At 70.5% G+C, this 16,490-nt stretch carries 19 protein-coding genes; 14 read left to right on the top strand and 5 right to left on the bottom strand.

What is annotated here, in order from left to right; translation table 11 throughout:
* Window positions 1-253 precede the first annotated feature (253 nt).
* Window positions 254-820 (top strand): GNAT family N-acetyltransferase, encoded by a 567-nt coding sequence (locus ACGFK0_RS16190; RefSeq protein WP_392905414.1) that lies wholly within the window; start codon window positions 254-256, stop codon window positions 818-820.
* 17 nt (window positions 821-837) lie between these two features.
* Here ACGFK0_RS16190 and ACGFK0_RS16185 read toward each other — a convergent pair whose 3' ends face one another.
* Window positions 838-1,434, bottom strand: a complete 597-nt coding sequence (locus ACGFK0_RS16185) for a hypothetical protein (protein ID WP_392905412.1) — start codon at window positions 1,432-1,434, stop codon at window positions 838-840.
* Between the two features lie 264 nt (window positions 1,435-1,698).
* On the opposite strand from ACGFK0_RS16185, the gene infA reads away from it, so the two are divergent.
* The 8 genes from infA (at window position 1,699) to truA (ending at window position 6,741) form a co-directional block, all read left to right on the top strand.
* Window positions 1,699-1,920: a translation initiation factor IF-1 gene (gene infA, locus ACGFK0_RS16180; RefSeq protein WP_018657567.1), complete on the top strand. Its 222-nt coding sequence runs from the start codon at window positions 1,699-1,701 to the stop codon at window positions 1,918-1,920.
* A gap of 72 nt (window positions 1,921-1,992) precedes the next feature.
* Window positions 1,993-2,106, top strand: a complete 114-nt coding sequence (gene rpmJ / locus ACGFK0_RS16175) for a 50S ribosomal protein L36 (RefSeq protein WP_021596712.1) — start codon at window positions 1,993-1,995, stop codon at window positions 2,104-2,106.
* Window positions 2,107-2,293: 187 nt separating this feature from the next.
* On the top strand, window positions 2,294-2,674 hold the full coding sequence (rpsM, locus tag ACGFK0_RS16170; protein ID WP_358449826.1) for a 30S ribosomal protein S13: 381 nt from the start codon (window positions 2,294-2,296) through the stop codon (window positions 2,672-2,674).
* A 61-nt stretch (window positions 2,675-2,735) separates the two neighbouring features.
* Complete coding sequence (gene rpsK, locus ACGFK0_RS16165; RefSeq protein WP_021596710.1) at window positions 2,736-3,137, top strand: 30S ribosomal protein S11; 402 nt, start codon at window positions 2,736-2,738, stop codon at window positions 3,135-3,137.
* Window positions 3,138-3,156: 19 nt separating this feature from the next.
* Window positions 3,157-3,783, top strand: a complete 627-nt coding sequence (gene rpsD / locus ACGFK0_RS16160) for a 30S ribosomal protein S4 (protein ID WP_392905408.1) — start codon at window positions 3,157-3,159, stop codon at window positions 3,781-3,783.
* A 119-nt stretch (window positions 3,784-3,902) separates the two neighbouring features.
* Window positions 3,903-4,916 carry a DNA-directed RNA polymerase subunit alpha gene (locus ACGFK0_RS16155; protein WP_392905405.1) on the top strand — a complete coding sequence of 338 codons (1,014 nt, stop codon included), beginning with the start codon at window positions 3,903-3,905 and terminating at the stop codon, window positions 4,914-4,916.
* 94 nt (window positions 4,917-5,010) lie between these two features.
* Complete coding sequence (rplQ, locus tag ACGFK0_RS16150; protein ID WP_392905403.1) at window positions 5,011-5,529, top strand: 50S ribosomal protein L17; 519 nt, start codon at window positions 5,011-5,013, stop codon at window positions 5,527-5,529.
* Window positions 5,530-5,853: 324 nt separating this feature from the next.
* On the top strand, window positions 5,854-6,741 hold the full coding sequence (gene truA / locus ACGFK0_RS16145; protein ID WP_392905401.1) for a tRNA pseudouridine(38-40) synthase TruA: 888 nt from the start codon (window positions 5,854-5,856) through the stop codon (window positions 6,739-6,741).
* Here truA and ACGFK0_RS16140 read toward each other — a convergent pair.
* From ACGFK0_RS16140 to ACGFK0_RS16130, 3 genes are all read right to left on the bottom strand, one after another.
* Window positions 6,738-8,399 (bottom strand): hypothetical protein, encoded by a 1,662-nt coding sequence (locus ACGFK0_RS16140; RefSeq protein WP_392905398.1) that lies wholly within the window; start codon window positions 8,397-8,399, stop codon window positions 6,738-6,740. The genes truA and ACGFK0_RS16140 overlap by 4 nt on opposite strands.
* Window positions 8,400-8,423: 24 nt before the next feature.
* Window positions 8,424-9,461: a hypothetical protein gene (locus ACGFK0_RS16135; protein ID WP_392905396.1), complete on the bottom strand. Its 1,038-nt coding sequence runs from the start codon at window positions 9,459-9,461 to the stop codon at window positions 8,424-8,426.
* 118 nt (window positions 9,462-9,579) lie between these two features.
* Window positions 9,580-10,503, bottom strand: coding sequence for a CAP domain-containing protein (locus ACGFK0_RS16130; protein ID WP_392905394.1), 924 nt, complete (start codon window positions 10,501-10,503; stop codon window positions 9,580-9,582).
* 602 nt (window positions 10,504-11,105) lie between these two features.
* Here ACGFK0_RS16130 and rplM point away from each other — a divergent pair.
* The 3 genes from rplM to glmM all read left to right on the top strand — a co-directional run bounded on the left by rplM (window position 11,106) and on the right by glmM (window position 13,760).
* Window positions 11,106-11,558: a 50S ribosomal protein L13 gene (rplM, locus tag ACGFK0_RS16125; protein ID WP_358448831.1), complete on the top strand. Its 453-nt coding sequence runs from the start codon at window positions 11,106-11,108 to the stop codon at window positions 11,556-11,558.
* Window positions 11,559-11,658: 100 nt separating this feature from the next.
* Complete coding sequence (gene rpsI, locus ACGFK0_RS16120) at window positions 11,659-12,177, top strand: 30S ribosomal protein S9 (protein ID WP_392905391.1); 519 nt, start codon at window positions 11,659-11,661, stop codon at window positions 12,175-12,177.
* 239 nt (window positions 12,178-12,416) lie between these two features.
* A complete protein-coding gene (glmM, locus tag ACGFK0_RS16115; RefSeq protein ID WP_392905388.1) occupies window positions 12,417-13,760 on the top strand; it encodes a phosphoglucosamine mutase in 1,344 nt (447 codons plus the stop codon).
* Here glmM and ACGFK0_RS16110 read toward each other — a convergent pair.
* Window positions 13,757-14,449 (bottom strand): HNH endonuclease family protein, encoded by a 693-nt coding sequence (locus tag ACGFK0_RS16110; protein ID WP_392905386.1) that lies wholly within the window; start codon window positions 14,447-14,449, stop codon window positions 13,757-13,759. The two genes, glmM and ACGFK0_RS16110, sit on opposite strands and share 4 nt — an antisense overlap.
* A gap of 171 nt (window positions 14,450-14,620) precedes the next feature.
* On the opposite strand from ACGFK0_RS16110, the gene ACGFK0_RS16105 reads away from it, so the two are divergent.
* Together ACGFK0_RS16105 and ACGFK0_RS16100 are read left to right on the top strand one after the other, a co-directional pair.
* On the top strand, window positions 14,621-15,565 hold the full coding sequence (locus ACGFK0_RS16105) for an ABC transporter ATP-binding protein (RefSeq protein WP_392905383.1): 945 nt from the start codon (window positions 14,621-14,623) through the stop codon (window positions 15,563-15,565).
* The gene (locus ACGFK0_RS16100; RefSeq protein ID WP_392905380.1) at window positions 15,562-16,440 is read left to right on the top strand and encodes an ABC transporter permease; all 879 of its coding nucleotides are present in this window, start codon (window positions 15,562-15,564) and stop codon (window positions 16,438-16,440) included. Before ACGFK0_RS16105 ends, ACGFK0_RS16100 begins: the two co-directional genes overlap by 4 nt.
* Window positions 16,441-16,490: the final 50 nt, after the last annotated feature.

Genomic DNA, 16,490 nt, shown 5'->3' with positions numbered 1-16,490 from the left:
CCTTGCCCAAGCACATCACGGACCCGCGGCCGAGGCACCCCCCGAACCACCCCCGGGGGTACCGGGACGATCTTCGCGTCCGCACGGCCCCACTGTCGACCCGGCCCCGCCGCAACGCCCCGGACGGCCCCGGGCGCCCGTGCCGGGGACGTACCGCTACCTTGCCTTCCGGCGAACCGCGGCGGAAGGGATGCGCATGCAGGCGATATGGAAGCCCAAAGGGATGGGCCGCGTATGCGCACGCGGCCGTCATGTGATCACGACCCCCAGGCTGCTGCTCCGCTCGCTGACGATGGCGGACGCACGTCTCACCGGGGCCCTCGGCAGCGATCCCGAGGCGCAGCGATGGCTCGGCTGGAGCCCGGAGGACCTGGTTGCCGAAGACGAACGCGACCGCCTGCTCTCGGCGCCGGCGACCGGCGGGCGTGCCCGTTTCGGGCTGCCGAGCCGGTGCGTGCAGACGGGGATGCTGGCGATCGATCCCGAGCGCGGCACGGTCGCCGGAACCCTCATGCTGACCCCGCGGTCCGCGGATCTCTGCGAGCTGGGCGGCTACCTGGCCCCCGCGTACCGGGGCCGCGGGCTCGGTGCCGAACTGTTCGCGGCCGGGCTCGCGCTCGCCCAGCTGCATCTGCGCATCACCGAGGTCCGGGCGGGTGCGGAGCCGGAGAACCTCGCGTGTGTCCGCTCGCTGTGGAGAGCCGGCTTCGACCCGGCCGCCGGCCCGGAGACGCATGTGCTCCCGGACGGCCGGGTCATCCCGTCCGCCTGGTTCTCCGTCGTCGAGCCGGAACCCGCGCGGTGTCCGTCCGGCTGGTGAGCCGCCCGGCCCGGCGCTCAGGCGACGTGCGGGATGACCAGGGACAACGCCGAGGTGACCTCTTCGGGGGCGGGGGCCACGTCCGGCACCACGTCGCGGAGGGCGAGCCAGCCGTTGATCGCCTGGACGGTCGGCTTGGCCTCGACGAGCTGCGGGTCGTCCAGCTCGTACCAGGCGGCCACCTTGGACCAGCGCCACAGCCGGTGGCCGGCGGTCGACATCTCCGACGAGGGGAAGCCGGCGACGCCGCGGGAACCGGTGATGGCGTGCCGGACCGAGTCGAGGGAGCGCCCGACCCGCTCGCTGATGTCGCGGATCGTCAGCAGCGGGTCGGCCTCGACCTGCAGGACGTGCACGCCGGGCGCGCTGGTCTCGACGTGCTCCACGACCTCCATGATCGCCACCGCGAGGGTGCGGCCCGCCCAGGAGCAGGATGCGTTGCCCATGCGGTCGGCCGGATGGTGATGGGTGGCTGGAGGACGGTCGGCCGAGCGGAACTCGGGCTCGCTGATGATCGACACCGTGACCGCGCCGTGCGTGCGGTCGAACAGCGGGTCCAGTTCGTCCTCGTAGAGGGGACGGCTGAGGATCAGCGCGAAGTCATAGCTCGGCATGCTGACCCTCCTCGGACGTATCTCTCCTCGAAAGGTACAACGCGCAGGCGAGGTATGCTTGGGTCGGGAGCGGTCTCCCGACCCGTATCATGCGTTGATTTCGCATAAGGCGACCGGTTGACGTAGACTCCTTTGTCGGTCCGTCGTCGGCCGCCCGATTCCCTGTTCCGGACGCGTCAAGCGTCGTGGCGGTGGGTTGTGGCCGATTCTCCTCGCGGAGAGCCGGGCCGAGTCCAATGAGCCGACCAGTGAAGCGCGGAGGACATGCCCAAGAAAGAAGGGGCCATCGAGATCGAGGGCACCGTCATCGAGTCCCTCCCGAACGCCATGTTCCGGGTGGAACTCGACAACGGGCACAAGGTGCTCGCCCACATCAGCGGCAAGATGCGGATGCACTACATCCGAATCCTGCCGGACGACCGCGTCGTTGTGGAGTTGAGCCCCTACGACCTCACGCGCGGTCGGATCGTCTACCGCTACAAGTAAACCCACCAATCCCACTGGGGTTGCCTTCCCCGTGCGTGGCGGCGCGGGGGTGACCCTGATCTAGGAGACCCAGTGAAGGTCAAGCCGAGCGTGAAGAAGATCTGCAACAAGTGCCGCGTCATCCGCCGGCACGGCCGGGTCATGGTGATCTGCTCCGACCCGCGCCACAAGCAGCGTCAGGGCTGACGCACAGCCCGCACAACAGCAAGCGCATCGCAGCCTTCGCACGTGGCCGTACGTCCCTTGACCGGACGTACGGCACCGTCGTGTGGAGGAGCACCCTCGGACCGCCGGAGGCCGGGGCCGCCACCCGGGCAGGGTGTGTGCGGACGCGATGCGTCCATACCTCCGCGAAATGAAGGGACTGCCCACGATGGCACGCCTCCTCGGCGTCGACCTCCCGCGCGAAAAGCGCCTGGAGGTCGCTCTCACCTACATCTTCGGCATCGGCCGTACGCGGGCGCTGGAGACCCTTGAGGGCACCGGCATCAGCGGCGACCTGCGCGTCCACCAGATGGGCGACGAAGAGATCATCAAGCTCCGCGACTGGATCGAGTCGAACTACAAGATCGAGGGTGATCTTCGACGCGAGGTCCAGGCGGACATTCGCCGCAAGATCGAGATCGGGTGCTACCAGGGCATCCGGCACCGCCGCGGGCTTCCCGTGCACGGTCAGCGCACGCAGACCAACGCGCGTACCCGCAAGGGCAAGAAGAAGACCGTGGCCGGCAAGAAGAAGGTCGGCAAGAAGTAGTCCGCACGGTCCCTGACCGGGGCCGTCACCGGATCGATGACCTCAAGAGTAGAGAGAGCACATGCCTCCTAAGAGCCGTGTCGGCGCCAAGAAGGTGCGCCGCAAGGAAAAGAAGAACGTCGCTCACGGGCACGCCCACATCAAGAGCACGTTCAACAACACGATCGTTTCGATCACCGACCCCAACGGCAACGTGATCTCCTGGGCCTCCTCGGGCCATGTCGGCTTCAAGGGCTCGCGCAAGTCCACCCCGTTCGCCGCGCAGCAGGCCGCCGAGGCCGCCGCCCGGCGCGCGATGGAGCACGGCATGCGCAAGGTCGACGTCTTCGTGAAGGGCCCGGGCTCGGGCCGCGAGACCGCCATCCGGTCGCTGCAGGCGACCGGCCTGGAGGTGGGCTCGATCCAGGACGTCACGCCCGTTCCGCACAACGGCTGCCGCCCGCCGAAGCGTCGCCGGGTCTGAGCAGGGGAGATCTAGAACAATGGCTCGTTACACCGGTGCGGACTGCAAGCTCTGCCGCCGCGAGAAGATGAAGCTGTTCCTCAAGGGCAGCAAGTGCGAGGGCCCCAAGTGCCCGATCGAGATCCGTCCTTACCCTCCGGGTGAGCACGGCCGCGGTCGGCCGAAGGAGACCGAGTACCTCCTGCAGCTCCGTGAGAAGCAGAAGGCAAAGCGCATCTACGGCGTCCTGGAGCGGCAGTTCAGCAACTACTACGTCGAGGCCAACCGCCAGCAGGGCAAGACGGGTGACAACCTGCTCACGCTCCTGGAGCGCCGCCTCGACAACGTGGTCTACCGCGCGGGCTTCGCCAAGTCGCGCGACATGGCCCGTCAGCTCATCCGCCACGGCCACATCCGGGTCAACGGCAAGAAGGTCGACATCCCGTCGGCCCTGGTGGGCGAGGCCGACATCGTCGACGTCAAGCCCAAGTCGATGGAGATGACGCCGTTCCAGGTCGCCAAGGCCGAGGTCGGCGACCGTCCCGTCCCGGCGTGGCTCGGGGTGGACGGCGAGAAGATGCGGATCCTCGTGCACTCGATGCCGGTCCGGCAGCAGATCGACGCTCCCGTCCAGGAGCAGCTGATCGTCGAGCTCTACTCCAAGTAGGAGCTCTGCCTCCCGCCGGGATTCTGCGGTTCGTCCCGTGGGATCCCGGCGGTTCGGGGAACACTCAAGAGAACACTGCGGTAGTCAAATAGCGGGCACCGCGGAAAGAAGGCACCACCATGCTCATCGCTCAGCGTCCCACTCTCACCGAAGAGCAGGTCGACGAGTACCGGTCGCGGTTCACCATCGAGCCGCTGGAGCCGGGCTTCGGCTACACGATCGGCAACTCGCTGCGTCGTACCCTGCTCTCCTCGATCCCCGGTGCGGCCGTCACCAGCATCCGGATCGAGGGCGTCCTGCACGAGTTCTCCACCGTGCCCGGGGTCAAGGAGGATGTCACCGACATCATCCTGAACCTCAAGGAGCTCGTCGTCTCGTCCGAGCACGACGAGCCCGTCGTCATGTACCTGCGCAAGCAGGGCCCGGGCGAGGTGACCGCGGCCGACATCGCGCCGCCGGCGGGCGTCGAGGTCCACAACCCGGACCTGCACATCGCCACGCTGAACAACAAGGCCAAGCTGGAGATGGAGCTGACGGTCGAGCGCGGCCGCGGCTACGTCTCGGCCGCGCAGAACAAGCAGCCGGGCCAGGAGATCGGCCGGATCCCGATCGACTCCATCTACTCGCCCGTGCTGAAGGTCACCTACAAGGTCGAGGCGACCCGAGTCGAGCAGCGCACCGACTTCGACCGCCTCATCCTGGACGTGGAGACCAAGCAGTCGATGCTGCCGCGCGACGCGGTCGCCTCCGCCGGCAAGACCCTCGTCGAGCTGTTCGGCCTCGCCCGGGAGCTCAACGTCGAGGCCGAGGGCATCGACATGGGCCCGTCCCCGACGGACGCCGCGCTCGCCGCGGACCTGGCCCTGCCGATCGAGGAGCTGAACCTCACGGTCCGCTCCTACAACTGCCTCAAGCGCGAGGGCATCCACTCGGTGGGCGAGCTCGTCGCCCGCAGTGAGCAGGACCTGCTCGACATCCGCAACTTCGGCGCCAAGTCGATCGAAGAGGTCAAGCAGAAGCTCAACGACATGGGCCTGTCGCTGAAGGACTCCCCGCCCGGATTCGACCCGAGTGCGGCGGCGGACAACTACGGCGACGACGACCAGAGCTACGCCGAGACCGAGCAGTACTGACAAACCCGATTCCGGCGGCCGGGGGCGCGTTCCCCGGCCGTCCGGAACCAGCTGACGCCGGTACCTGGTACGGCCGGCGCAGAAAGGAAGCACCATGCCCAAGCCCACCAAGGGCGCCCGCCTCGGCGGCAGCGCTGCGCACCAGAAGCTGATGCTGGCGAACCTGGCGACCGCGCTGTTCGAGCACGGCCGGATCACCACCACCGAGGCCAAGGCCCGGCGGGTGCGTCCGCTGGCGGAGAAGCTGATCACCAAGGCGAAGAAGGGCGACCTGCACAACCGTCGCCTTGCGGCGAGGACGATCCGCGACAAGGGCGTCCTGCACGAGCTCTTCACCGAGATCGCGCCGCGTTTCGCCGACCGTCCCGGCGGCTACACCCGCATCACCAAGATCGGTCCGCGGAAGGGCGACAACGCCCCGATGGCCGTGATCGAGCTGGTGCAGGAGCAGATGCCGGCAGCCAAGGCCGCCCCGGCGCCGGAGCTCAGCGAGGAAGAGCTTCCCGCCGAGGGTGACGTCACCCTCAGCAAGGCCGAGCCCGAGGCCAAGGACACCAAGGCCGAGGCGGCGGAAGCCGGGGACGACGAAGACAACGAGGGCGACGCTAAGTAAAGCCCTGATTGCCAAGGGTGCCTCCCGCCTACGTGGGGACGGTCCCGTGGCGCCCGCAGAAGGGCTGTCGCTGGAGGATTGCTCCCCGCGCGTGCGGGGTCGCCGATCCCCTTGGCCATTGCGTTGACGGTTTCGGCCGACATGATGAAGAGGCCCGCCGCTCCCCCTCCGGGACGGCGGGCCTTACATTTGCCAGACTTGATCACATGGTCATGTCAGGGGGGCGACGCATCGCTGGCGAGCGTGTCAGGGGAGTGCCCATCGAGCGGAGCGGCTCATGGGGGAACGGAACAGGCAGTGACGCAAAAGGATCAATCGGCTGACATGACCGCTCTTGTACGACTCCGGCTCGACATCTCCTACGACGGGTCGGACTTCGCGGGCTGGGCGAGACAGCCGAACCAGCGCACCGTCCAGGGCGTCATCGAGGACGCGCTGGCGCGCATGCTGCGCCTGGACCCGCCGCCCATGCTCACCGTCGCCGGCCGTACGGACGCCGGCGTCCATGCCCGGGGGCAGGTCGCCCATCTGGTGGTGCCCGTCGCGGCGTACTCGGCGATCAACGGGACGATGCCGCGCCGCCTCGCGGGGCTGCTGCCGCCCGATGTGCGGGTATGGCGCGTGTCGATCGCCCCGGAGGGGTTCGACGCGCGGTTCTCGGCACTGTCGCGCCGCTACGTGTACCGGGTGTGCGACAACCCGTTCGGTGTGGAGCCGCTGCGCCGCCACGACGTGCTGTGGCATCCGCGTCCGCTGAACCTGGATCGGATGAACGAGGCCGCGCGGCGCTTGGTGGGGGAGGCCGACTTCGCCGCGTACTGCCGCAGGCGGGAGGGCGCGACGACCATCCGGGAACTGCTGCGCTACGAGTGGGCCCGCGATGAGCGCGACCCGTATCTCGCTCTCGCGACCGTGGAGGCGGACGCGTTCTGCCATTCGATGGTCCGCGCGCTCATCGGTGCGCTGCTGATGGTCGGGGACGGCCGCCGCGAGGTCGAGTGGCCCGCCGAGGTGCTGGCCGCCCGCGTCCGCGACTCGGGGGTGACCGTGGTGTCCGCGCACGGGCTGTCGCTGGAGGAGATCCGCTACCCGGACGACGACAGCCTGGCCAGGCGCGCGCAGGAGACGCGCCGCGTCCGGACGCTCAACGCCGCCGCCGCGGCCGGCGCGGAGCCGACCCCGGCGGCGACCGACCTGGAGGCGCGGGGCTAGCCGCGGGCGCGGGCCATGATCGGGCGGAGGTCGTAGTCCAGGAACTGCTGGGCCGCCTGCTTGATCACCGGGTCGCCGGGCTGGGCGTTCTTGCCGTTCGCCCACTGGACGTAGGCGTAGGCGACGTACCGTCCGCGGACCGTCGCGGCGGCGTACCCGCCCGCCCGGTCCAGGTCGGGGTTGTGCTTGCTGCCCATGCCGCGGAACCACTCGTACCGGGCGGGGTCCCCGGCCTGGCTGACCCTGAGCGCGGACTCCTTCGTCGGCATGACCGCGATCCCGGACGTGACGGCCAGCGACCGGGACCGGTCGATGAACGTCGCACGGATGATCTTGCGGCATTTCTCCTGGGTGAGCACCTGGAGCATGGAGCCCCTGGCCGCGTACGACACGTCACGGTTGAGCGACCAGCGGTCGAGGGCGAAGGTCCGCCCGCCGAGCTTGACGACCCCGGTGGGGAACACGTCCTTGAACGCGAGCGGCTTGGTGTCGGTCCGCTCGTTGGTGATGTCCACACCCGTGGTGGGGATGGGCGGGGCGGGGGACGGCGTGTCCGCCGGGGTGGGCTTCGCCGCGGCCGGTGACTCGGTGGCCTTCACGTCCGTGGCCTGGTCGCCGCTGGAGTCCGTCCCGCCGATGGTGAACAGGGCGACGGCCGCCGCGAGGATCACCGCCGCGCCACCGCCGATCAGCAGCGGCCGGCGCTTGCCGCCGCCGCTCTTGGGCGTGGCGGGGGGAGGCCCGCCGGGCGGTGGCGGCGTGTCGAGCGGGACGCCGCCCTCCACGTGGTAGATCGGCGCGATCACGGCGGCCTGCTCGGCGGTCACCGCGGCTTCCTCGGACGGCTCGGCCTGCGGGAACGGTCCGCTGCCGGTGGGCGGCGTGACGCCGACCGGCAGGATCGCGTCCGGTTCGAGGACCGGCCCGAGCGAAGCGGCGGACGCGTCCTCCGCCTGCTTGGCCTTCTCGAAGGCCGAGGGCTCCGCGGTCTCCGCCGTCGCGGCCGCCGTCGCTTCGGAGAGCGGGGCCGCCTCGGAGGGGCGGTCTTCCGCCGCGTTCTTCACGACGGTGTCGTCCACTGCGGCTTCGTCCTCTGTCTTTTCGTGTTCGGGGGCGTCCGGGGATTCATCGCCGGCGTTCGCCGGTGCGCCGTCGTCCGGTTGGACGGCGGAGAAACCGTCGGGGTCGGTGTCGCCGTCCGCCAAAGGGCGCTTGACGATCGGCTCGGCGGGGACGGCCCGGCGGGAGTCGATGTTGGGGACGCCGACTCCGGCGACGAGCGTCCCGGGCGGGACACCGGTGGCCTCGGGGCCGACCGGACCGTCCGCGGCGGGTTCGCCGGCACCGAAGACGATCTCGTCGTCCGATGCCTCGGCGGATGCCTCCTCCGGGACCGGGGCTTCGGCGGGCGCCTCTTCGGCGGGCGGGGCCGTTTCCGAGGATTCGGCGGCCCACCATGGGGCCTGCAGGCCGAACGCGGGCAGCCGGATGGATGCGGACGCCGTGGGCTCCGCCTCGCCGGCGGGCGGCACGGCGTCCGCCGGAGGCGGGTCGGCCGGGGGGACCGCGCCGCCGAAGCTGGGCGGCACCGAGTCGGCGGGGACGGCGGACGTCCCCGCCTGCTCGGCGGAGTCCCGGGTGTCTCTAGGTCCAGACATAGGCAGAGAGGGTATTCAAACCGGTCACTTTTGGAGGGGCTTGCCTTCGGTTTCCCTGTAGTGCAGGGCCAGCGCCAGGTTGCTGCCCTTCACCATCTCCACACCGAAGATGCGGACGGCATCATGGTACTTCTTTGCGATCTTCTTGCCGTCCGGCCGCTGTACCCACGTCATGAGCAGGTAGTGGCCGCGGGCCTGCGAGGTGCCGAGCGCCTCGCCCCTGCCGTTGGTCCTGGTGATGCCCTTGCCCGGCAGTGCCTGCAGGAAGGCGTCCTTGTCGGCGGCGGCCTTCACGGCCTTCGCGGCGGCGGCCTCGGTCTCGAGGTTGAACACGCCGACGGTGCCGATGAGCTGGCCCTTCGTCAGCGCGTAGGTCGCGCGCAGCGCCTGCGTGCAGTCGCCCTGCTTGAGGGCCTTCTCCAGGGCCCTGCCGCCGACGACGCCGGTGCAGCTCTTCTTGGAGCTGACGGCCGTCCGCACGTACTTGTGACCGCGCGCCTCGAACTTCCCGTTGCCGAAGACCTCCTTGGCCGTCAGCGGCTTGGGGTCGGTGATGCGGTTCTTGAGCTTGACCGCCGCCAGGACGGGCTTCGTGGGGCTCGGCGTGGGCGTCGGCGTCGCGGCCTGGGACGGTTTCGCGTCCTCCGGCTCGGAGTCGCCCTCCAGCACCGACGACAGTCCGATGCCGCCGGCGATGAGCAGGAGCCCCGCGACCGCCGCGCCACCGATGATCAGTGGCAGGTTGCGGCGCCGTTCCGGCGGGGGCGGCCCGGACGGCATGGGCGGCAGGCCCGCGGCGGCACCGTAGGGGTCCTCGAACCGGTCCCCGTCGAACTGGTCCCCGTCGAACTGGTCTCCGTCGAAGGGCTCGCCGCCGAACGGCCCGCCCGGCGGGCCGCCGCCTGGCGGCATCGCGCCGGGCCCCGCATCGCGTGGCGCGAACGGGGCTTCGTTGCCGGCATGGCCGTACGGCGGCGCTTCGGCTCCGGGTCCGTACGGCGTGTGCGGCGGCTGCCGGTGAGGCCGGCCGCCGGGCTTGCCTTGATCGCCCGGATAACCCATGGGTTGGACCTTACCGTTCCTCGTTCAGGACTCTGGACCTTCGGAACACCCACCATGACATGGGGGCGAATCGGACGCCGGTGATTTGCCGAAGGTCACCTGCCGGAGCGGTGGCGGGTCACTTCCAGCCGAAGTTCTGCGTCCACAGGGGCCCGCCGGAGCCGGATGCCTTGCCCACGCCGATGGCGCGCAGGTCGCAGTTCAGGATGTTGGCCCGGTGCCCCGGGCTGTTCATCCAGCCCTCCATCACGGCCGCCGGGGTGGGGTAGCCCTTGGCGATGTTCTCCGCGCCGGGGCTCGGGTAGCCGGCGGCCTCCATCCGCTTCCACGGGCTGTCGCCGTTCTGCGACGTGTGCGAGAAGTAGTTGTTGGCGGCCATGTCGGCGGAGTGCTTCCGGGCCGAGGTGACGAGCCGCTGGTCGATGTGCAGCGGCTTGCAGCCGGCCTTGGCGCGCTCGGAGTTGGTGAGCGACACCACGGCCGTCTCGGCGCCGGACGATCCCGTGGACGAGCCACCCGAGCCTCCGGAGGAGGTGCCGCCACTGGACGGCTTGCTGCTCGACGCCGGAGGCTCACCGGACTTGGACGGCTCGGCGGTCGGGCGGCTCGGGTCGCGCATCGCCTTCAGCGGCGGCGTCTGCACGTCCGCGGTCGGCGCCGGGGCGCTGGACGGCCGCGCACCGCCCGCGCCGGCCGTCTCGGGGGTGGTCGACGGGTCGCTCTGCGGACCGGGCGGGATCACGGTGGACGGCCGCGTGTCGGGCCCGGACGCGGACGTCCGCTCGGACCGGAGTTCGGGCAGCAGGAAACGGTCGATCGCCACGCCGGTGCTGATGGCGAGGCCGGACGCGGTGACGGCCACCACGATGCCGGTCATGCCCTTCGCCCGGGAACGCTTGCGTCCCTTGCCCGGCGGCCGGCCGCCCGGGGGCCTGCCGCCCTGGGGCCGGCGGCCGCCGCCGGCAGGCGGTCCCGCGTGGGAACCGGTGCGGCGCGGCCCACCGGCGACGAGTTCGTCGCGCGAGGGGTAGGGGCCGCGCATGGCGGCGTCACGGGGTGCGGCGCCGTCCCGCCCGGTGTGTCCGGGGCGGCGGCGTCCGGCGGGTTCGCCTGGTCTGCGGGGAGTAGACAGCGGGGGCTCCCGTGTGCGGGCCGGCCGGAGCCGGCGTGGACCTGGTCGCCGGGGACAATATCGTCTTATGTACATCCGGTAACGGAGATCGCCCGAAAAAGATCGAAACCACTACATAGTGTGATCATCAGGGTGCCGACCGTCCACCGGGAGGGCTGGAACCGTCGAGAAGGCGATGTCACCGCCTTGACGGCCGTGTACGCGGGCCCGCCGCGGCGGCCGCGTCGCTGCTTTGCTCTTCTCTGCGCGGCCAGGTATTCTGCGTCTTTGTTGTGTGCGTCGACGCCTGCGCGGTGCGGGCGTCCAGGCGACGCGACGACGTGTCGGTGTGCCCCGGAGTGCTCGCGCTGCAGGCGTGGGCGCCGGTACGGGCGCCGGCCTCCCGGAGCGCCAGGTCGGACGAGGTTTCTGATCGGCGCGAGCAGGATTCCGCTGAGAACTATCACCCGCCCGCAAGGGTGGGCGAGGACCGAAACCGCTGAGAAGTCGACGAGAAACGAAGGCCTACGACCGTGCGCACGTACACCCCTAAGCCCGCTGACGTCCAGCGTCAGTGGTACGTCATCGACGCGACCGATGTCGTGCTGGGCCGTCTCGCCAGTCAGGTCGCGCAGCTGCTTCGGGGTAAGCACAAGCCGATCTACGCTCCGCATCTCGACACCGGTGACTTCGTCGTCATCGTGAACGCCGACAAGGTGTCGCTGTCCGGCAACAAGGCCGAGCGCAAGCGGGCCTACCGGCACTCCGGCTACCCGGGCGGCCTGCGTTCGGTGTCCTACACCGAGCTGCTGGCCAAGAACCCCGAGCGCGCCGTCGAGAAGGCGATCAAGGGCATGCTGCCCAAGAACTCCCTCGGCCGGAAGATGTTCGGCAAGGTGAAGGTCTACGCCGGGCCGGACCACCCGCACCAGGCGCAGAAGCCGGTTCCGTTCGAGATCACCCAGATCAGCCAGATCAGCAAGTGACATCCGCGCACGAGCCGATCGTGCGCATCCTGGAACCCGAGGCCGCCGGGGCACCCGCAGGACGGGCCAGCCGCCCTGGCTAGAAAACCCAAGGAGAACCGTGGACGAAACCACCGAGCCGGGCGCCGAGGCCGGCACCGAGCAGGTCGAGTCGTACGAGGACGCGCCGTCCGAGTACAGCACCGAGACGCCCGAGGCCGCCGGAGAGAGCTTCCTCGGCCAGCCCGTCGCGACCGGCCCCGCCGCCGGCACCGGCCGCCGCAAGCAGGCCATCGCACGGGTCCGCATCGTCCCCGGCACCGGCCAGTGGAAGATCAACGGCCGTACCCTGGACCAGTACTTCCCGAACAAGGTCCACCAGCAGATCGTGAACGAGCCGTTCGTGCTGCTGAGCCTGGAGGGACAGTTCGACGTGCTCGCGCGCGTCAACGGCGGCGGCACCACCGGCCAGGCCGGTGCGCTGCGTCTCGGCATCTCCCGCGCGCTGCAGTTCGCGAACATCGAGCACCGCCCGGCGCTGAAGAAGGCCGGCTTCCTCACCCGTGACGCGCGGGTGCCGGAGCGCAAGAAGGCCGGTCTCAAGAAGGCCCGTAAGGCTCCCCAGTACAGCAAGCGTTGATCGACGGTACGAGCCGTCGCACCCGTGGTTTCCAACCGCCGGCCCGCGTGGGCCGGCGGACCGGGTGCGGCGGCTCGTCCTGTTCTCCGGGCTCCGTCCGAGGCCGGCTCCGTCATCGCGGCCGCGTGCGCCGCACACGGATGGCAGACTCGGTGCCCACCAGATCTCACCGCGCGGCGCGGCGGGGTGTGACCCCGGCTTCCCGTCCGCGCGGTTTTCGTCCTATCGGGAGTTGAACTGTGGCTCGTCTGTTCGGGACCGATGGCGTGCGAGGGCTCGCCAACCGCGATCTGACCGCCCCGCTCGTCATGGACCTGTCCATCGCGGCGGCGCGGGTGCTGGGCGAACAGGGCGCCTTCAAAGGTCACCGGCCGCTCGCGGTGGTCGGGCGCGACCCGCGGGCCTCCGGCGAGTTCCTTGAGGCGGCCGTGGTGGCGGGCCTGGCGAGTTCCGGGGTGGACGTACTGCGCCTCGGCGTGCTGCCGACGCCCGCCGTCGCGTATCTGACGCACGCACTGGACGCCGATCTCGGCGCGATGCTGTCGGCGTCGCACAACCCGGCCCCCGACAACGGCATCAAGTTCTTCGACCGCAGCGGATACAAGCTGCCGGACGAGATCGAGGACCGCATCGAGGCGCGGCTCGGCGAGGTGTGGGACCCGCCGACCGGCGCCGGAGTGGGCCGGGTCCGGGATGCGCACGGCGCGGTCGAGCAGTATGTGGCGCACCTGCTGTCGACGCTCCCGGTGTCGCTGGACGGCCTGCGGGTCGTGGTCGACTGCGCCAACGGCGCGTCCTGCGATGTGGCGCCGGAGGCGCTGCGCCGCGCCGGCGCGGAGGTGTTCACGATCGGGACGGCGCCGGACGGCCTGAACATCAACTCCGGCTGCGGCTCCACGAACCTCGACGCGCTGCGCAAAGCCGTCGAGGAGCACGGCGCCGACGCGGGCATCGCGAACGACGGCGACGCCGACCGCTGCCTGGCCGTGACGGCGTCCGGCGAGGTCGTGGACGGCGACCAGATCATGGCGATCCTGGCGCTGGACCTGCGGGAGGCGGGGTCGCTGGCCGCCGATACCGTGGTCGCGACCGTGATGTCGAACCTCGGGTTCAAGCTCGCGATGCGTGAGGCCGGGATCGCCGTGGTGGAGACCGCGGTCGGTGACCGGTACGTCCTGGAGGCGATGAAAGAGGGCGGTTTCGGCTTCGGTGGCGAGCAGTCCGGCCACGTGATCATGCTGGACCACGCCACGACCGGCGACGGCGTCCTGACCGGCCTGCACCTGCTCGCCGCGATGGTCCGCCGGGGCCGTCCGCTGGACGAGTTGACGAAGGTGATGACGCGGCTGCCGCAGGTGCTCATCAACGTCCGGAACGTCGACAAGTCCCAGGCGAAGACGTCGCCGGAACTGGCCGCGGCCGTCGCCGCAGCCGAGGAGGGCCTCGGCGACACGGGACGGGTGCTGATCAGGCCCAGCGGCACCGAGCCGATGGTCCGCGTGATGGTCGAGGCGGCGTCGCAGGACCAGGCGCAGTCGGTCGCCGAACACCTCGCCGGCGTCGTCCGCACCGCGCTGGGCTAACAGCGTCCGAGGAAGTCCTGGAGGGCGGCGTGGTCGGCGCGGGTCACGGGCAGTGCGTACTTGTCGGCGACGGCGATGTACCTGATCGCGTAAGCGCACTGGAAGCTCTTCTGCGGCTTCCATTCGCCGGGCCCGGAGTCGCTCTTCTGCCGGTTGGGCACGCCCCACACGGCGAGGAGGTTGCCGTGGTCGTTGGCGAACTTCTCCCGCTCGTCCTCGCTCCAGTCTGAGGCGCCCATCCGCCAGGCGAGCGCGAGCGGGTAGACGTGGTCGATCTGGACCTCGGCGGCGTCCTTCTTGGCGAAGGTGATGTCCTTGCCGGTGTAGGGGTCGCGGAGGCGGCCGGTCATGACGACGCAGTCGCCCCTCTTGCCGACGTCCGCCAGGTCGCGGGCGAGGACATCGTTGCGCTGGTCGCAGCCGTTGCGGTCGATGTCCTTCCAGCGCGTCCCGAACTTTTCGCGCTCGTAGCCGTCGCCGCCGCCCTCGGACGCGATCTTCAGCCCGGAAAGGGCGGCGCGGGCACGGGCCTCGTCGCCGGACGAGGGCCCGGCGCCGCCCGAGGACCCGGTACCGCCCGACGGCGGGGAACCGCTCTCCGAGAGACCCACGCCGGCGTCGCAGCCCGCCGCCAGCGGGACGGCGAGCGCGAGGCCCGCCACAGCCGTACGCACGGCCGTCCGCACCATGCCCTCACCACCCGGTATCTATCGACATCTACCCAGATAGTCGATCAAACCGCATGGATCGGTGTGGGACCAGGGGGCGAACTTAGGTCGATCCGGCGGCGGACCAATGGCCCCTCTGTATCGCCCTTTAGGTTGACGTGCCGCGTCCTGCCAGACGCTAGGTTCGTAACCATGCCGATCATCGCCACCCAGGGCCTGACGATGAGGTTCCCCCGGGTGACCGCCCTGGACGACCTCTCCGTGGCCGTCGAGCCGGGCGTCGTCGGGCTGGTCGGCGCCAACGGCGCCGGCAAGTCGACCCTCATCAAGATCCTGCTCGGGCTGCTGCCGCCGACGTCCGGCACCGCGACCGTCCTCGGCCTCGACATCGCGCGCGAGGGCCTGCGGATCCGGGAGAGCGTCGGGTTCATGCCCGAGTACGAGTGCCTGCCCCCGGACGTGTCCGCGACGGAGTTCGTCGTGCACATGGCCCGGATGTGCGGGCTGCCCCCGACCGCGGCCCGCGAACGCGCCGCCGACACGCTCCGGCATGTCGGCCTGTACGAGGAGCGCTACCGCCCCATCGGCGGGTACTCCACCGGGATGCGGCAGCGGGTGAAGCTCGCGCAGGCCCTCGTCCACGACCCGAAGCTCGTGTTCCTGGACGAGCCCACCAACGGCCTCGACCCCGCCGGACGCGACGAGATGCTCGACCTGATCCGCCGCATCGGCGCCGAGTTCGGGATCAGCGTCCTCGTCACGTCCCACCTGCTGGGCGAGCTGGAACGGGTCTGCGACCACGTCGTCATCATCGACGGCGGGAAGCTGCTGCGCTCCCAGGCCGTCGAGGCGTACACGACCGCCAGCGGCGTCCTCACCGTCGAGGTGGACGAGGGACGCGACACGCTCGGGCAGCACCTCTACGACCAGGGCGTGTCCGTCCACCCGGAGGGCCGGTTCCTCGTCGTCGACATCGCCGGGGAGACGACCTACGACCTGATCCGCGACGGCGTCGCCGACCTGGGGCTGCGGCTGATCCGGATGGAGCAGCGCCGCCACCACATCGAAGAGGTCTTCCAGGCGGACGCTCCTGGAGCGCAGGCGGCCGGAACCGTCCCGCAGGAGGCGTACCGATGAGCACCAGCACGATCCACGACATCGGCTACCGCCACTACGAGGGCCGCCGCAACGGCCGCGCCTACGTGCTGCGGTCCCTGTACGTCCACAACCTGCGCGCCGCCTTCGGTCTCGGCCGGCCCGCCCGCGCGAAGATCATGCCGTTTCTGGTCGCGGGCCTCATGATGCTGCCCGCCGCCGGGTCGGTCGCCGCGTTCGCCTTCACCAAGGAGGACGACGCGCTGATCCCGTACTCCGCGTACGCCAACGTCATGCAGGTCATCGTGGCGATCTTCCTGGCCACGCAGGCGCCGGTGCTGGCCTCGCGGGAGGTGCGCTTCCACGTCATCCCGCTGTACTTCTCGCGACCCGTCGGGCACCTCGACTTCGTCCTGGCGAAGGGCGCCGCGATGGCGACCGCGCTGTTCGCTCTGATGGCGGCGCCCGTCACCCTCCTGTACGTCGGCGGTCTCGTCGCCAAGGCGCCCGATTCGGGGCAGCAGCTCCTGGAGTACCTCGGCGCCCTGGTCGGCTGCGTGCTGTACGCGCTCGTCCTGTCGGCGATCGGGATGGTGGTCGCGGCGTTCACCCCGCGGCGCGGCTTCGGCGTCGCCGCGGTCATCGCCGTCTACATGCTCAGCACCGCGTTCGTCGGCATCGTCCAGGGGATCGCCGAGGCGCGGACCAACTTCACCCTCCAGGGCTGGATCGGGCTGGCGGCCCCGTTCAACCTGGTGGACATCGTCCAGGTCAGGTTGCTCGGCGCCGAGTCGTCCTCGCCCGGCATCGCGCCCGGCGTCACCGGCGGCGTCGTCGCGCTGGCGCTGTGCGCCGTCATCGTCGCCGGCTCGATCGCGGTCCTGTACCGCCGTTTCCGGAAGGCGGGCCTCTCATGAACGAGCGGAGCGAGCCGGGGGGTGTGGGGGGTCGTCCCCCCACAGGGCAT

The sequence above is a fragment of the Spirillospora sp. NPDC048823 genome, from assembly GCF_043198445.1.
Classification (GTDB): domain Bacteria; phylum Actinomycetota; class Actinomycetes; order Streptosporangiales; family Streptosporangiaceae; genus Spirillospora.
This window is presented reverse-complemented; position numbering and strand designations above follow the sequence as displayed.

Coding starts and splice junctions, on each gene's coding strand:
- ACGFK0_RS16130 (WP_392905394.1), bottom strand. CDS start 10,503: ATGCGCGGCCCCTACCCCTCGCGCGACGAACTCGTCGCCGGTGGGCCG.
- ACGFK0_RS16105 (WP_392905383.1), top strand. CDS start 14,621: ATGCCGATCATCGCCACCCAGGGCCTGACGATGAGGTTCCCCCGGGTG.
- rplQ (WP_392905403.1), top strand. CDS start 5,011: ATGCCCAAGCCCACCAAGGGCGCCCGCCTCGGCGGCAGCGCTGCGCAC.
- ACGFK0_RS16155 (WP_392905405.1), top strand. CDS start 3,903: ATGCTCATCGCTCAGCGTCCCACTCTCACCGAAGAGCAGGTCGACGAG.
- rpsK (WP_021596710.1), top strand. CDS start 2,736: ATGCCTCCTAAGAGCCGTGTCGGCGCCAAGAAGGTGCGCCGCAAGGAA.
- rpsM (WP_358449826.1), top strand. CDS start 2,294: ATGGCACGCCTCCTCGGCGTCGACCTCCCGCGCGAAAAGCGCCTGGAG.
- ACGFK0_RS16110 (WP_392905386.1), bottom strand. CDS start 14,449: ATGGTGCGGACGGCCGTGCGTACGGCTGTGGCGGGCCTCGCGCTCGCC.
- truA (WP_392905401.1), top strand. CDS start 5,854: ATGACCGCTCTTGTACGACTCCGGCTCGACATCTCCTACGACGGGTCG.
- ACGFK0_RS16140 (WP_392905398.1), bottom strand. CDS start 8,399: ATGTCTGGACCTAGAGACACCCGGGACTCCGCCGAGCAGGCGGGGACG.
- rpsD (WP_392905408.1), top strand. CDS start 3,157: ATGGCTCGTTACACCGGTGCGGACTGCAAGCTCTGCCGCCGCGAGAAG.
- infA (WP_018657567.1), top strand. CDS start 1,699: ATGCCCAAGAAAGAAGGGGCCATCGAGATCGAGGGCACCGTCATCGAG.
- ACGFK0_RS16135 (WP_392905396.1), bottom strand. CDS start 9,461: ATGGGTTATCCGGGCGATCAAGGCAAGCCCGGCGGCCGGCCTCACCGG.
- ACGFK0_RS16185 (WP_392905412.1), bottom strand. CDS start 1,434: ATGCCGAGCTATGACTTCGCGCTGATCCTCAGCCGTCCCCTCTACGAG.
- ACGFK0_RS16100 (WP_392905380.1), top strand. CDS start 15,562: ATGAGCACCAGCACGATCCACGACATCGGCTACCGCCACTACGAGGGC.